Below are 16,703 nucleotides of genomic sequence, written 5' to 3'. Positions count from 1 at the left end.
ACCGAAAATTTTAAACATGGAATTCCGAAGAACTCAAAATATCGTCTTTCCTCATCCTGTTATAGTTAAAACCAGAAAGAGAGCAAGGGGTATGGTGGAAGTCATAAACAATAGAAAATGTAACCCCTTACTTTCTTAGAACTTTAGTAGAAAACTAGATTGGAGGTTACGAGAATGCAGGAATTAATAAAAGCTGAAGCAGGCAAAGATGCTGCGATCCCGAATCATGCGGAGAAAAGGGTGACGAACCTAAGCAAGAAATTACGTTATATCCGAGAAAACTATTTTCTCTATTTGTTAATTGCACCCGCTATTATTCTCACTATCGTTTTTAAATATATTCCTATGTACGGTGCGATCATTGCCTTTAAGGATTTTAGTACGATCAAAGGAATACTTGGGAGCGAATGGGTCGGTTTTGAAAACTTTACAAAGTTTTTGTTCTCACCAAACTTTGGAACGATTTTTATGAGCACATTGAAACTCAGCTTTTACGGGTTAATCCTTGGGTTCCCAATTCCCATTATCCTTGCACTTATGTTGAATCAAGTACGAAGGGCAGCTATTAAAAAGAATGTTCAGCTTGTCCTGTACGCACCTAACTTTATCTCTGTCGTTGTTATCGTTGGGATGCTTTTTATCTTTTTATCACCAACGGGTCCTATTAATCAGGTGGTCACGATGTTGACAGGGGAGCCGATTGGGTTCTTGTCTGACCCGGATTATTTTAGAAGTATCTATATCCTATCTGGAATCTGGCAAGCAGCCGGCTGGTCATCCATTATTTATGTAGCGGCTCTAGCAAATGTGGATCCTGAATTGCATAATGCTGCTACCCTGGATGGAGCCAATATTATACAAAGAATGATTCATATCGATTTGCCAACCTTAAAACCATTGATGGCTGTAACGTTCATCTTAGGTGCAGGGGGAATCATGGCGATTGGATTTGAAAAAGCGTATTTGATGCAAACATCGATGAACCTACCAACTTCTGAAATTCTTCCAACCTATGTTTACAAAGTGGGTTTACAAGCAGGCGATTATGCTTACTCAGCAGCAGTTGGGTTATTTAACTCAATCATTAACGTTATCCTTCTAGTTGTCGTGAACTATATCGTAAAGAAACTGAATGAAGGCGAAGGATTATATTAATCAGAAAGGAGTTAGACCAATGAATATCAAGTATACGCGGATGGACCGGATGATATTAACCTTAAATAATATCTTTCTCTTTCTAGCAGTGTTAGTCGTATTGGTTCCTTTAGTGTATGTGGTATTAGCCTCATTTATGGATCCAACTGTTCTATTAAATAAAGGAATCTCTTTTAATCTCTCGGATTGGAGTTTGAAAGGCTATAAGCTCATTCTTGGAAATGATGCCATGCTAAAAGGCTTTATCAATTCGGTTCTGTATTCGGTTGGCTTTGCGGTTGTTACCGTTGTGGTGTCACTGTTTGCAGCCTATCCACTTTCAGTAAACGGATTTGTCGGAAAAAACTTCTTTATGACGATGTTTATCATCACGATGTTTTTTAGCGGTGGATTGATACCAACCTACCTGCTTGTAAAAGACTTAGGGATGTTAAATACGATTTGGGCGATCATTCTTCCAGGTGCCATCAATGTGTGGAATATCATCCTTGCAAGAACGTATTTCAAGGGAATTCCATACGAGCTGCATGAAGCAGCGAAGGTAGATGGGGCTTCTGATTTTCTTATCTTCTTTAAAATTGTACTGCCACTATCAAAACCGATTATTTTCGTTTTAGCCATGTACGCATTCGTAGGACAGTGGAATTCGTACTTTGATGCAATGATTTACTTGGATGACCCCAATCTTCATCCATTGCAGCTTGTATTACGTTCCATATTGATCCAAAACTCAACAGATCCTGGAATGATTAGCGATCAGTTGGCGATGGCTGAACTGAAAAAGCTGTCAGAAATGATTAAATACTCATCAATTGTCATTTCGAGTCTACCGCTTATTGTGATGTATCCATTCTTCCAAAAGTACTTTGAAAAAGGTGTTATGGTCGGTTCATTAAAATAATGAGCCACTAACTATAAAGAATAATGAAAATGCTTACAAATATGCTTAGGAGGTCAATTTTATGAAAAAAGGAAAAAAGATTGCAGCTGCTACCTTAGCTACCCTATTAATCGCTTCTGGATGTAGCAATAAAGGTAGTGAAACCGCATCGAAAGAGTATAACTTAGAGGATGTGAGCTTCCCACTTAAAGAAAAAGTCACACTAAGCTTTATGACCCAAAGCTCACCACTTGCTCCAAAGGATCCAAATGAAAAAGTAATTTATCAACGCCTAGAAGAAGAAACAGGTGTGAATATTAAGTGGAAAAACTACACGTCCGATGTGTTTGTTGAAAAAAGAAATCTTGCGATGGCGAGTGGAGATTTACCAGATGCCATCATTGACGCAGGATATGGAGACTATGATCTTTTAAAACTAGCAAAAGACGGTGCTATTGTACCGGTTGAAGATTTAATTGAGAAGTATATGCCGAATTTGCAAAAGGTTCTTGAAGCAGCACCTGAGTATAAAGCAATGATGACGGCACCAGATGGTCATATATATTCTTTCCCTTGGATCGAAGAGCTTGGTTCTGGAAAAGAAAGCATTCACTCTGTAGATGACCTCCCATGGATTAACGTGGAATGGCTAAACAAATTAGGCCTACAAATGCCAACCACAACAGAAGAGTTAAAAGAAGTATTAATTGCTTTTAAAACACAGGACCCAAATGGAAATGGAAAAGCCGATGAAATTCCGATGTCATTTATTAATAAGCCAGGTGGGGAAGACTTAGCTTTCTTGTTTGGATCTTTCGGCCTTGGTGAGAACTGGGATCATACGGTTGTAACAAACGATGGGGAAGTGGCCTTTACTGCTTCCGATGAAGGGTATAAGGAAGGAATCAAATTTTTAAATGAGTTATACGCAGAAGGGTTAATTGATATTGAAGCGTTTGAGCAAGATTGGAATACGTACATCGCCAAAGGAAAAGACAATCGCTATGGTCTTTACTTCACATGGGATAAAGCAAATATTACAGGTATGAACGATAAATACGATGTGATGAAACCACTTGCTGGTCCAGATGGGAATGTGAACGTGGCAAGAACAAATGGTATGGGCTTTGAACGCGGAAGAATGGTGATTACGAGTGCCAATAAAAATCTTGAATTAACAGCGAAGTGGATTGATGAGCTTTATGATCCGATTCAGTCTGTACAAAATAACTGGGGAACATACGGAGATGATAAGCAACAGAACATCTTTGAGTACGACGAAGCAGCGAATATGCTGAAGCATTTACCTTTAGAGGGTACGGCACCAGTAGAGTTAAGACAAAAGACAAATATCGGCGGACCGTTAGCTATTCTTGATGAGTATTACGGTACGGTAACAACAAAGCCAGATGATGCTGCATGGAGATTAGGTTTGTTGAAGGACGTTATGGTTCCACATATGCAAGCTGAAAATATTTATCCAAGAGTGTTCTTCTCAATCGAAGACCTGGATCGTTTAACTGCGATTGAAACAGATCTGTTCGCTTTCGTCATGAGAAAACGGGCAGAGTGGATTCAAAACGGAAAAGTGGAAAAAGAATGGGATAGCTACTTAAAAGAGCTTGACCGACTAGGCTTACAAGATTGGCTAGAAATTAAGCAAGCAGGTTATGACAGAAATCAGTAATGCTGAAAATAGAAGCGAGGCTGTAACCTTTTACAGCCTTCTTCTACTTATATTTATTATAAAGGAGAGGAAAAAGCATGATTAAAACACGATACAAAGAAATACATCGACCTCAATATCATTATTCCCCTGAAGAAAAGTGGATGAATGACCCAAATGGAATGGTGTTCTTTGAAGGAGAATACCATTTGTTCTATCAACATCATCCGTTTGGTACAACATGGGGACCGATGCACTGGGGGCATGCAGTGAGTAAAGATTTGGTTCATTGGGAGCAGCTTCCTATTGCGTTATATCCGGATGAGCATGGCACGATTTTTTCTGGAAGTGCAGTGGTCGACTGGAATGATACGACGGGCTTCTTTGATGGAAAAGCAGGATTAGTAGCTATTTATACGAGCCATGATACGTATCCGGATTCTGAGAGACCAAGACAACGCCAAAGCCTGGCATACAGCAAAGATAACGGACGAACTTGGATAAAATATGAAGGAAATCCCGTACTTTCAGACGAGGAGATTACTGATTACCGAGATCCCAAGGTATTTTGGCATTCGGAGTCCAACAAATGGGTGATGATTTTAGCAACTGGTCAAACAGTCACCCTGTATACCTCTTGTAATTTAATAGAGTGGGAGTTTGCTAGTGAGTTTGGCCATCAAGCAGGGTCACATGATGGAGTGTGGGAATGCCCGGACTTATTCGAACTGCCTGTAGATGGTGACCAAAGCAATACGCGATGGGTCATGCTTGTTAGCATTGGCGATGACCCAGCTTTTCCAGAAGGTTCCCGAACACAATACTTCATTGGACAATTCGATGGAAAGACATTCGTGAATGAACATGGTGATGATACGACTCTTTGGCTAGATTTTGGCAGAGATAACTATGCAGGAGTGAGCTGGTCGGATGTACCTGAGGATGATGGTAGAAGAATTTATATCGGCTGGATGAGCAACTGGCGGTATGCAAACTTACTCCCAACCGAGGGGTGGCGTAGTGCGATGACATTGCCTAGAGAACTTTTCCTCACCACTACTGAATTGGGAGTGCGTGTGGTGCAGAAAGTTGTGTCAGAGATTCAAGTATTACGAAATGAGAGTGAAGTTATTGAGGAAGTATTACTTGAACCGAACAACCCCTTTCATTGTGATTTGCTTAGTAGCTTAATGGAAGTGAATATCTCCTTTGAAAAAAGAGATTCTACTTCGTTTGGAGTGATCTTTGAAAATTCGATTCAGGAAAAAGTCATCATTCAGTATGATGCGGTAGTCGAAAAGCTAACGGTTGACCGGGTGAATGCAGGAATCAAGCATTTCTCTGACTCATTTGCTGCGATACAGGAGGCAATTGTAAAAACAGAGAACAACCAACTACACTTGCAAATTTGGCTAGACACATCTTCCGTAGAGGTATTTGCCAATGATGGAAAGGCTGTTTGCACAAGTCTAGTCTATCCGAATCAACCATATAACAAGATGGTCATTTTTTCAAAGGATGGAATCACCAAAATCTCTTCAGTAGAACTTGCTGAGCTTTCCTCCATTTGGGAGAAATGATGTAAATCGAAAATTAGAGAATGTTGAAAAGGTAGGTTGATGATGTATGACAACCAATTCATCGGTGTTTTGTATTGGGGAATTACTGATTGATTTTTTCTGTACAGATGTGGACGTGAACTTAATAGAGGGAAAACATTTCGAAAAACAGGCTGGTGGTGCACCGGCTAATGTTTGTGCAGCGATCGTGAAGTTAGGGGGAAAAGCTCAGTTTTCTGGCAAGGTAGGAAGTGATCCATTTGGATATTTTTTAAAGCAAACATTAGAGAAGTGCCATGTAGATACCTCGTTATTATTATTCGATCAAGCTCATCCAACGACACAGGCTTTTGTTTCCTTAAAGGCAGATGGCGAAAGAGATTTTATTTTCAACCGAGGTGCAGATGCGTTTGTAACAGAGGACGAGTTGGATAAAGAGAGCATCATGAAGAATCAAATTCTTCACTTCGGTTCCGCAACTGCCCTGTTAAATGAACCATTCCGATCTACGTATATAGGTCTGATGAGGGACGCAAAGGGAAGAGGAAAGTTTCTATCGTTCGATCCAAACTATAGGTCCTCTTTATGGAGAGGAAGAGTGGACGATTTTAAGGATTGGTCAAAGCAAGGAATGTCTATTGCTGACTTTGTAAAAGTGAGTGAGGAAGAATTAAGAATTCTCTCAGAGCTAGACGATGTAAAGGAAGGGATTACGGCTTTGCATCGAATGGGAGTGAAAGTTTTGGCAGTCACCTTAGGGGCAGAGGGAACAATGATCTCCAATGGACAAAAGTGTGAGATGGTTCCTAGCATAAAAGTCACTTCCGTTGATTCAACGGGAGCGGGAGATGCTTTTGTAGGAGCAACACTCTATCAGTTATCTATCTTTGAGAATCCTACACTTGTTTTAGAAGACTTTGATGAATTAAAAAAAGTGATTTCTTACAGCAACATCGTTGGTGCATTGGTTTGTACGAAAGTCGGAGCTATATCAGCATTACCGACCGAGGACGAAGTGAAAGGTTTGATTAATGAGAACCGTAAAAAATTCATTTATTTGTAAGAGAGGGGAAAGGATGAAACCAACTTTCATAAAAAAGGCTTCTGTATTTTTTGTAGCTGCACTACTTGCTTCCTCAGTAGGAACTTTTGTTAGTCACCCTACGGCAGGATTGGCAACTGAGCCGAAGGAGGGGGCAACAATTTTAGAAAGTGGATTACAAGCAAATACGAATCTAACAGGCTGGCAAGTGAAAGGAAAAGGGTCATTAGAAGACACGCAACAGGGATTATTGCTGACCTCAGAACCAAATGAGAATGTAATGGCTATCTCAAGTGTTACTTCTCAAGATTTTATTTATGAAGCAGATATACAAGTCATTGATAGGAATGCAGACGCGACATTAGTCTTTCGTTCGAATGAAGATGGTTGGGACTCCTATATGCTCCAAATTGTCCCGAATGCGGGAATGATTCGACTCCGGGATGCACGTGACGAAACAAGATTAAAAGAAGAATATCCAGTCACACTGCAAGAGGGGGGAATCTATCATCTGAAGGTGAAGGTGGTAGAAGACAATATCAAAGTATATTGGGGTAATAAATATGAGCCCGTTATTGATGTGAACAATGCCACCTATGAGAAGGGGTTTCTTGGACTGAACGTCTGGAATGGTTCTGCATTGTTTCAAAATGTAAAAGTTAGTGATCTTTCTACTAATCTAGGTTCTTCTCTTGTTAAGGAAGGAACTTGGGAACCATCTATTCATGGCTTAAAAGGAAGTGCTGTTGATGGTGTAAAAGCGAAAAATGTTTTTCATACGAGTGAAAGTGACTTTGTTCTTGAAGGAAATATTTCTTTTGATGAGCAACAATCAGAAGCAGCACTCGCCTTTCGAACAAATGAACAAGGAACAGAGGGATATGAGGCTGTACTAATTAAGGCAGGAAACACGGTTAAAGCACAATTGAAGAAGATGGATGGTACGATTCTGAAAACCTCTGAAATGGCGTATCCTTCCCAAGAAGTTAGTAAACATCATCTTGAGGTTATTGCAAACGGTGATCAAATCGAGCTGTATGTGGATGGATATTCAGAGGCGGCTGTAACATTTTCGGATAAAACCTATTCAATTGGATTGCTAGGATTCACGGTAACCTCTGGGTCTGCTGCCTTCCAAGATGTGTATGTGGTTCCAACCACAAGCTATTATAAAGAAAAATATCGACCAGATTATCATTATACTCCAGCTCGTGGTTCTGTTAGTGACCCGAATGGGCTTGTTTATTACGAAGGTGAATATCATTTATTTCACCAAGATGGAGGGACTTGGGCTCATGCTGTAAGTACAGATTTGGTGAACTGGAAACGCCTTCCTATTGCGTTACCGTGGAATGATCACGGTCATGTTTGGTCAGGTTCAGCTATTGCGGATACGAGTAATGCTTCGGGTCTTTTCACTCATACGGGTGGAAAAGGGCTAATTGCTTACTACACTTCGTTTAATCCGGATGGATGGAATGGCAACCAACGAATTGGTCTAGCGTATAGCACGGATCAGGGGCGAACATGGAACTATTCAACGGAACACCCGATTGTCATTGAAAACCCAGGTAAGAATGGGGACGACCCAGGTGGCTGGGACTTCCGTGATCCGAAGGTGGTACGTGATGAAGCCAATAATCGGTGGGTGATGGTTGTATCAGGAGGAGATCATATTCGCTTCTTTACGTCCACCAATTTAATAGATTGGACACTTACGGATAATTTCGGATATGGAGATTATGTTCGTGGTGGTGTGTGGGAATGCCCTGATCTGTTTGAGCTTCAGGTAGACGGAACAGGAGAGAAAAAGTGGGTTCTTATGATCAGCACGGGAGCAAATCCAAAGACGCAAGGGTCTGATGCAGAATATTTTATCGGGCATTTAACGGCTGATGGAAAATTCGTCAATGACAATACGGCAGGAAAGGTGCTCAAAACAGATTACGGGAAAGAGTTTTACGCATCCATGTCCTTTGCCAATATGCCAGATAACCGTCGTGTGATGATGGCGTGGATGACAAACTGGGATTATCCATTTGCTTTCCCAACGACCGGTTGGAAGGGGGAGCTGTCGATTCCGAGGGAAGTCAGACTAGTGAATACGGAGGAAGGAATCAGACTAGCACAAGCTCCAATTAAGGAACTGCAGTCCATTCGAAACACTATCTTTGAGACGCAGAACAAAGTTATCCATCCAACCAATGCATCGAACCTGCTAAAAGGACTTTCTTCAGGATCATTTGAGATTGAGGCGGAAATTGAAATACCAACTAATAGCCCTACAACCGAATTTGGTTTTCAAGTTCGTGAAGGTGTGGAAGAAAAAACAGTTGTGGGATACAAAACAGGGGAAAACCTAATGTTTGTTAATCGTGCAGAGTCAGGAGAGACGGATTTCTCTAGCTCATTTTCTACTTTACACGAAGCACCTTTAAAGCCTGAAAAAAAGCGCATCAAACTAAATATTTTTGTAGATGATTCATCCATTGAAGTATTTGCAAATGATGGAAAAGTTGTTTTTTCTGATGTTATTTTCCCTGATCCATCCAGCCGTAGCATGAGCTTTTACACGAAGGGTGGAGAAGTGAATGTACTCTCCTTAAAAGTCCATTCTTTAACTAACACTTGGACGGAAGACAATACGGAGACTGCAAAAATTTTCATGGAAACGAAACAAAGAGAGATGAGCAAGGGTGATGAACTTATCTTATTCGCATCCATGGAGACTGGAAAAGGAAAAGGTACGCAGCCAATTAAATGGAAATCTAGCAACCCGAACGTAGTAAAGATTGCCTCCTCAACTAACTCGAAGGTAGTACTTAAAGCCGGTGGGAAAGGAGAAGCGGTTATTACCGCCTTTACCCCAAATGGAAAAATTTCTGAAAGTGTTGTTGTGAGGGTATTTGAAGGGGAGTTTTATACGAATCTATCAGGATGGAAGTCAGATATCTCTGCTTCCAAATGGACCGTCACAGAAAACGGCATTCGTGGAACGTATACAAGTGATGCCAATTATGTCGCTAGTGAATCGGCTGGAGACTTTACGTATGAAGCTGATATGATGCTGGGTGAAACAGGTGGAGCGGGGTCCATTTTGTTCAGGGCTAGTGAAGACGGAAGAAGCGGATATTACTTCAATCTTGATCCGAATATGAAAGCTTTTCGTCTGTTTTACAAAATAGATGGTCACTTTGAAGATCGAATGGTCATAGGGAGAGTACCTGCCTTTATACAACCTGGAAAAACGTATAAGGTAAAAATTGAAGCAAAAGGCCCTCACATTCTGATTACAGTAGATGGACAAAAAATCATAGATATAAAGGATGGCACCTTTGCAGAAGGACATTTTGGTGTCAATGTATTTGGAGGTCAAGCTTCTTATCAGAATGTGAAAGTTAGCCAAATATCAGAGGCAAACTTAATGAAAACAAGCTTTACAAATAAAGCAACAAATCAAGCCATATATACAGCTTCGTCTCAAAATGGAGAGCCAGTGACTGTATCCGACTCAGATAATGCAACAAATTGGGAGTTGGTTCCAACTGGTGATGAGTATGATTCGTACTCGATCCGAACCGAGGGAGGCAAAGCACTTGATTATGATACCGGCCAAAATAAAATACAGCTATATAATTATCTCGGCTATAATAATCAGCGTTGGATCATTTCAAAAAATGATAACGGTACATGGAGAATTACTTCTGTTCATAACGCAAAGGCACTTGAAGTATCAAAAGACGGACAGTTGATCCTCAATGATTGGAACCCTGAAGAAGAGGGGCAGCAGTGGATCAGTTCAACTGGATTTAAGTAATAAATGAATGAAACCGACCTCTTTTGGTAAAGGAGGTCGGTTTTTTTATGGCTTTAATATTACTTTGATACAATCTTCCGTTTTTGTTTTATCATCCTCATAACTTGAGCGAACAATTAACGGTTGATTTTACTGCATCAGACACGGCCCTTCAATTAGCACAACAAAAAAGTGAATAAAATAGTATAAAAGAAAGCTTAACTAGTGAAATCCAAAGGTATTCGGACTGGACTTACAAGAATTTTCCTTAGGGAATTCGAATCCATGGGTTATTCGGACAAGACTTGAAGGAATTTGCCTATGGAAGTTCAAATCCAGAGGGTATTTGGACAAGACTTGAGTAGAAATTGCCTTTGAGTGTCCGAATCCATGGGGTATTCGGACAAGACTTGACTGGAATTTGCCTTTGGAAGTCCGAATCCAGAGGGTATTCGGACAAGACTTGAGTAGAAATTGCCTTTGAGTGTCCAAATCCATTGGAGGTTCGGACTGGAATTGAATAAATTTGCTCTTGGAAGTCCGAATGAATTGACAACATATTTAAAATGCACAACAAATATTGTCATTGTAAAAAGGGTGTTCTTTCGAATGTGTTTAAAAGAAAAATAGCGTGAGACAATTCTCACACTATTTTATAGGCTTTTCACATTCATTTTATTTCATTGTCTTCATAAGAAATCCAGTCGCTAAAGCTTCCTAGATACAGTTTCACATGTTCAAAGCCGGCTTCTTTTAATGCTAGGAAGTTCGGAACGGCAGTTACTCCCGACCCACAATAAACGATCAGTTCCTTATCAGGATCAATATCTGAAAATCTCTCTTTTTGATTTTCTACTGAATGGTAATACCCCTCATGAAGTCCTTCCATCCAAGGCTTATTAATAGCGCCTGGAATATGGCCTTTCTTCTTATCAATTGGCTCTTCAATTCCTAAGTATCTTTTGTTCTCGCGTGAGTCAATTAATACGATGTTTGGATAACTTCCAGATACGACTTCTTGCACATCTTTTATGTCAGCCAATAAATCAGGCTGTAGGTCGATTTGGAAATCCAATTTTTCAAAAACAGGTACATCAGCTGTAGTTGGATAATTGGCTTTTGTCCAATTTTTATACCCTCCATCAAGTACATATACTTTTTTATGTCCAAGATAAGATAACATCCACCAAAACCTAGCTGCATAGGCTCCTTCACCGTTATCATAAGCGACAAGAGTTGTATCCTGATCAATACCTGCCATTTCAAGTTTCTCTTTTAATTCATTTATGTCAGGCAGAGGGTGTCTTCCACCATGAATACCCACTTGTCCTGAAAGGTCCTTTTCTAAATCAAAATAAACGGCTCCTGAAATATGATTTTGATCGTATTCTAGCTTTCCTAATTCAGGGTTAGCAAGTGCAAATCGGCAATCGATCATTCTTACATCCCTCTGATTCAGATTCTTAAGAACCCATTCTTTCTCTACAATAAATTTCATATTCAATCCTCCTCCATGTACCGTATCTCTAAAAACTATATCTTGAATATAACATAGATTGCTTTGGTTCAATGATTTAGTGATTGTGTCAACTATGTTAATTCTGTAAATCAAAGTACATTTTTTACCTAGAGGCATATGATGGTTTATAAAATTCTGGAGGGAATGACCAACATGTATTATGTTTCAAATCCGTATTCATATCCGTATTGGGTAAATACTTCGACTTATTCTTCCAATTATATGAATAGAACTCATGAGGAGAGTGTTCAACCAGTATTTGATGTCCTGCTTAATGGAATAAAAAGAGAAGCAGAAGCCATTGAGCTATACAGACAGTTAGTTCATGTAGCTCCAAATGAAATGCATCAGAATGATATTTTGTCTGCATTAGAAAGAAAAAAAGCTCAACTGACTCAGTTAAACTATCTTTATATTCAACTTACTGGGACTGTTCCAGTATACGAACTCGAACAAATCTCGTTTGATGACTACAGAGATGGACTGCAAAAGGCGTATGAAGCTGAAGTAAAGGGATATGAAGAATATCAAAAAGGTTTTTCGCTTATTCAACATCCAATGATACAAAATGTATTTTTATGGGCATTAACGGGAGAACAAGAGAATGCTGAAAGTCTCAGGTTTTTAAGTGAAGAACTCTCCCCTCGTGTAACGGATTATGGAGGAAAACCTTTTGTTGTGGATATTAATGAAGCCACCAAGCAAAACGAAACCTTTCGAACTGCCCTTTGGACAGGAACTCATTTACAGGTAACCTTAATGAGCATTAATGTGGGAGAGGACATTGGCTTAGAAATACATCCTCATCTCGATCAGTTTCTAAGGGTTGAAGAAGGTGAAGGGATTGTTCGAATGGGGGCCCAGAAGGATAAGTTAGACTTTGAGAGAAAAGTAGCTGATGATTTTGCTATTATGATCCCAGCAGCTACATGGCATAATGTTATCAATACGGGGAATACACCACTTAAACTTTACTCGATCTACGCTCCTCCACAGCATCCTTTTGGAACCATTCATAAAACGAAGGCTGATGCAATGGCTGCTGAAGAAGAGCATTAGGCATACTGCAAAAAAGACATGACAACTCTGTCATGTCTTTTTTATGGTTTTTAAAGAAAATATCCAACCAATGCCCAACTCATAATAAATAGGAAGCCAATGGAAGCAGAAGAGTAAGTAATTAGATTCCTTATATCCTTCTTTTCTCGACTTAAATACTCTTGATAGGTGATCTCGCCCTTGGCAAACCTTACCCCATTTTCGCTCGGTTCAACCTCGTAAACCTGCCCTTCGTTGTCCTGCAAAATAATTTTTGTAATTAGCTCGATTGCACTAATTTGGTTTGCCTTTGCCTCTTTCTCCCCAAAATAAATGACTTTCACAGGTTGATAAATGGTATGCTTAATTATTTGTTCACTCAGTTTATACGCCTGTAATTCAAATGCATGATTAGAAACACACATAGTAAGCACCTCATTATAATTATATGTTTGAACCCTCCTTAGGTGAAGTGGCCAAAACTGGAATGTAAGCCATTTAATAGTTAAGGGTTTTCTTTATAAGGTTCCTCATCCGAATCGGATTCTTTTTCATTCATGTTAAAATTTATCTGCTTGTGTGGTATATTTCCGGTGTTTTTATAGGAAGTTTTATACAATAGAACCCAAATTTTTATCAGGATGCTTATGTTTATAAGGAGAATTCTAATATTGAAAACGAAGCTTTATAAAACAAAAGAAGGTGGGGATAAAATGAATAAGTGGATTACGTCATTTTTTCAATTAAGAAGAAACCCTTTAATGGCATTGTTCGGGAAGAAAAGGAATGGTAAGGGCTGGATATGGGGTTCGTTATTAAGTTTAGGAGTTAGTGCAGCTGCTATTCGGTTAAGAAGAAATAAAAAGACACAATCTCCTGTTAATAACATAATGAATAATATAGATATAGGGAAAATGAGTAAAATGGGGAATATGGCTGGGTTAGCTGAAATTGCAGAAGAATTAGTCCCAAAAAAAGGCCCTGAAAAAACCAATTAAAAAAGCATTAATTAAAGAATATCCATCTTTGTGATGGGTATTCTTTAAGGTGTGTTTAGAGCTTCTATTTAACGTACAAAATTTCCCCTTGTGGTTTTATCTATAATCATACTGGTCAAGGTAGCGATAACTGCGCTGCCTATAATATCATACGGATAATGGTGGCCTACCCAAATACGAGAGACTCCAGTTAATAAAGCTAATACCCATAACACGGAACCTATTACACGGTTATAAAGATAAATAGAAGTCGAAATAGCAAAAACAAGTAATGTATGTTTACTTGGAAAGGTCGAATCCCTTTTTGAAGGAATAAGAATTCCAACTCGTCTTTTCACAAAAGGTCTTGGTTTGAAATAAAACAACTTAATCAAAGTATGGAGAAATAACATAATCCCAGCAGATAGCCCCGCGTTATAAACTGCTTTTCTGTGAGGACCATTTTTAAACCACATAAAAATTAACATAAAGACAAAGACATACCGAGTTTTATTTGATACAAATATCATTAAAAAATCCAAGGGAGAAAAACGACCTGAGTATTGATTAATTATCTTGAATAATTTTTCGTTCACTTTGGGTTCTCCTTACACTATTAATAGGTAATAAAATGCCCCTCCTATGTAAGAAATATGTGGGAACTTCTTTATATTACAAAAGAAAGAGGGAAGATCGATGCAGATTTTTTTTCAATTACGTGAACAATTATAATCTCGCAGCAGACATCAAAAAAAGTACCGCATCAACGTGCGCGGTACCTTTTAAGCAGATTATAAAGAAGGTGTAACTTCATTACATTGCGAATGGAACTGCTTCATCCAAGAGATTAGTTCCTCTTGTTTCATTGGTTTTGCAAAATAGAAGCCCTGAATAGTTGGGCTCTTGGGCAGGGAGGTTAAATAGTTGAATTGCTTCACATTTTCTACCCCTTCAACGACTGTTTCAATGTCCAATGAATGACAGAGAGAGACAATAGCGGTAATAATCGCAGATTCTTTTTTTGACTCTGGTACACCGTCTACAAAGGATTTATCAATTTTTAACGTGGAAATGGGTAATCTTTTTAAATACGACAATGAGGAAACACCTGTACCGAAGTCATCAAGAGCTACAGAAAACCCTTGTTTTCGTATGTCTCCAACTGCCCGTATCGCATTTTCAATATCACTTACCACGCTCGTTTCGGTGATTTCTAGTTCGATATTTTTTGCCAAAATATCATATTTATCCACACAATGATTAAGAGTTTTTAACAGTCTAGCTGATGTGATATAGGTGCCAGGAATATTAACAGCTACGTGTAATACAGGATGACCGTCTTTATTCCACTGATCGAGCTGCTGACATACTTTATCAATGACCCAATCAGTCACATCAAACATTTTTCCGCTTTTCTCCAATGCAGGAATAAACAGACCGGGTGATAGAAAGCCATGAACCGGGTGATTCCATCGAATGAGTGCTTCGACACCTGAGATTTCCTGGGAAGAGGCATTAATTTTTGGTTGATACACTAGATACAAATGATCTTTCTCCATAGCCAAATCAATATCAGACAAGAGGCGCTGTTCAAAGTTATACGTATGGATCTTCGGATCATACTCAACGATTTGATTATTATACTCAATTGACGGGTGATGCAGGACTGCAACCGCATTAGCATAAAGCTGGCTTGCGGTTTCATTGTTTTCCTTAACAGCTATTGCACAGACGGTATTAACAAGAACAGTATGGTCATCGAACTGTAAAGGAACTTTTAAAATAGAAGAAACTCTCTCTAATGTTAATTTGAGTCTTTCATTTGATTCTTCCTTACAAATAAAAGCAAATCGGTTGCCTTCTACTCTGTACACCTCTAAAGAAGTGGAATTTAACTGCAATAGTAACTGACTTACTTCAGTAAGAATTCTATCTCCAAATTTGTATCCATATCCAATATTCCATTTTTCTAGATCATGAATATGAAGAACAGCTACTGTATTAGCATGTAATAGTTGATGAATGGTCCTTTCAAACTGACGTCGGTTCGGAAGCTTCGTTAATGGATCAAAAAAGTTCATTCGGTAATCAACGTATCGATCCAATGCGCCTGATAAACTAGATAGAATAAGCAAAACGGAAGTTCCAATGGTAACCGCAAGCACTAGAATCCATGTATGATTTTCATGAGAGTGGTTTGTAGAAATCACTGTGTTAGCATCTACATAAAAAACAACAGAAGCCATCCCGGTATAGTGCATACTAGAAATCGCTAAGCCCATGATTAAGCTTGTCACGATTTTGATCAATCTACGGTCCATCAGTCGTTGTAATGAAGAGAAAATGTAAAGCGCAACGAAGGAAACAGTCATTGCTATCACAATGGATGCAGTAAATATCCCAGGCCTATAGGCATGATGAACCTCCATTTTCATTGCGGCCATGCCCATATAATGCATCGTTGATATGCCCAATCCCATAACGACTCCAGAAATAATAAAGGCAAAGATGCTCTTTTTCTGGCGATTAGCTATATAAAAGGCTAAAAGCGATGCGATTAAGGCAGGGCAAATTGAAAGGAGCGTTACAAAAGGGTCGTATTGCATATCAAATGGAAGATTAATTGCACCCATCCCAATAAAATGCATGGACCAAATGCCAAAGCCCATGGCTACGGAAGCTAATCCAATCCAAATAAAACGATGAAAGAAGCTATTTTGTTGGATTCTTTCATTCAAAGAAAGTGCGGTATAAGAGGCACTACAGGCAATAATTATAGATAATATGACAAGTGAAAAGTTATACTCACTTTCTAGAATGAAAATGGAGTCTGGTACGGTAAACATGGAGTTCTCCTTTGTTGTGAAGTTCTATCTCTGTACAAAGAGACATGGTGTATCATTTATATCGGTTATTTATAATAATTATAAAGTGATGGGAGAAATTTCTTTTTTATGCAGAAATCAATAATCGATGTATGTTGGTGAATATATATAACCGCATCCTCTTAAAGGGGATTTTTTTTATGGTTGGAAATTATGCAGAATCGAATAATCTATGCAGTACCATTG

General features: G+C 39.0%; 12 protein-coding genes. 8 read left to right on the top strand and 4 right to left on the bottom strand.

The features are described from left to right. Positions 1-174 precede the first annotated feature (174 nt). The 6 genes from ACFFHF_RS06160 (at position 175) to ACFFHF_RS06135 (ending at position 10,119) form a co-directional block, all read left to right on the top strand. Positions 175-1,155 (top strand): ABC transporter permease, encoded by a 981-nt coding sequence (locus ACFFHF_RS06160; RefSeq protein WP_160548230.1) that lies wholly within the window; start codon positions 175-177, stop codon positions 1,153-1,155. A gap of 19 nt (positions 1,156-1,174) precedes the next feature. Continuing rightward, positions 1,175-2,056 carry a carbohydrate ABC transporter permease gene (locus tag ACFFHF_RS06155; RefSeq protein WP_160548231.1) on the top strand — a complete coding sequence of 294 codons (882 nt, stop codon included), beginning with the start codon at positions 1,175-1,177 and terminating at the stop codon, positions 2,054-2,056. 61 nt (positions 2,057-2,117) lie between these two features. Then, positions 2,118-3,722: an ABC transporter substrate-binding protein gene (locus ACFFHF_RS06150; RefSeq protein WP_160548232.1), complete on the top strand. Its 1,605-nt coding sequence runs from the start codon at positions 2,118-2,120 to the stop codon at positions 3,720-3,722. Positions 3,723-3,799: 77 nt separating this feature from the next. Continuing rightward, positions 3,800-5,281 (top strand): glycoside hydrolase family 32 protein, encoded by a 1,482-nt coding sequence (locus ACFFHF_RS06145; RefSeq protein ID WP_160548233.1) that lies wholly within the window; start codon positions 3,800-3,802, stop codon positions 5,279-5,281. Positions 5,282-5,327: 46 nt separating this feature from the next. Beyond that, positions 5,328-6,323, top strand: a complete 996-nt coding sequence (locus ACFFHF_RS06140; protein WP_160548234.1) for a carbohydrate kinase family protein — start codon at positions 5,328-5,330, stop codon at positions 6,321-6,323. A 13-nt stretch (positions 6,324-6,336) separates the two neighbouring features. Next, positions 6,337-10,119, top strand: coding sequence for a GH32 C-terminal domain-containing protein (locus ACFFHF_RS06135; RefSeq protein WP_160548235.1), 3,783 nt, complete (start codon positions 6,337-6,339; stop codon positions 10,117-10,119). A gap of 649 nt (positions 10,120-10,768) precedes the next feature. Here ACFFHF_RS06135 and ACFFHF_RS06130 read toward each other — a convergent pair. Then, positions 10,769-11,596: a sulfurtransferase gene (locus ACFFHF_RS06130; RefSeq protein ID WP_160548236.1), complete on the bottom strand. Its 828-nt coding sequence runs from the start codon at positions 11,594-11,596 to the stop codon at positions 10,769-10,771. Positions 11,597-11,770: 174 nt separating this feature from the next. Here ACFFHF_RS06130 and ACFFHF_RS06125 point away from each other — a divergent pair, with 174 nt between their 5' ends. Then, a complete protein-coding gene (locus tag ACFFHF_RS06125; protein WP_160548237.1) occupies positions 11,771-12,676 on the top strand; it encodes a cupin domain-containing protein in 906 nt (301 codons plus the stop codon). A gap of 50 nt (positions 12,677-12,726) precedes the next feature. Here the strand turns inward: ACFFHF_RS06125 and ACFFHF_RS06120 are convergent, their stop codons facing one another. Continuing rightward, positions 12,727-13,080: a hypothetical protein gene (locus tag ACFFHF_RS06120; RefSeq protein WP_160548238.1), complete on the bottom strand. Its 354-nt coding sequence runs from the start codon at positions 13,078-13,080 to the stop codon at positions 12,727-12,729. A 246-nt stretch (positions 13,081-13,326) separates the two neighbouring features. Here ACFFHF_RS06120 and ACFFHF_RS06115 point away from each other — a divergent pair, with 246 nt between their 5' ends. Beyond that, positions 13,327-13,653, top strand: coding sequence for a hypothetical protein (locus tag ACFFHF_RS06115; RefSeq protein ID WP_377057715.1), 327 nt, complete (start codon positions 13,327-13,329; stop codon positions 13,651-13,653). Positions 13,654-13,721: 68 nt separating this feature from the next. Here ACFFHF_RS06115 and ACFFHF_RS06110 read toward each other — a convergent pair whose 3' ends face one another. Together ACFFHF_RS06110 and ACFFHF_RS06105 are read right to left on the bottom strand one after the other, a co-directional pair. Further along, the gene (locus ACFFHF_RS06110) at positions 13,722-14,228 is read right to left on the bottom strand and encodes an undecaprenyl-diphosphatase (protein WP_377057714.1); all 507 of its coding nucleotides are present in this window, start codon (positions 14,226-14,228) and stop codon (positions 13,722-13,724) included. A gap of 195 nt (positions 14,229-14,423) precedes the next feature. Next, positions 14,424-16,478, bottom strand: coding sequence for a putative bifunctional diguanylate cyclase/phosphodiesterase (locus ACFFHF_RS06105; protein WP_377057713.1), 2,055 nt, complete (start codon positions 16,476-16,478; stop codon positions 14,424-14,426). Between the last annotated feature and the right edge of the window lie 225 nt (positions 16,479-16,703).

The sequence above is a fragment of the Robertmurraya beringensis genome (genome assembly GCF_042433785.1).
Taxonomy (GTDB): Bacteria; Bacillota; Bacilli; order Bacillales; family Cytobacillaceae; genus Robertmurraya_A; species Robertmurraya_A beringensis.
The sequence above is the reverse complement of the archived record's forward strand: the minus strand, read 5'-3'. Positions and strand labels throughout refer to the sequence as shown.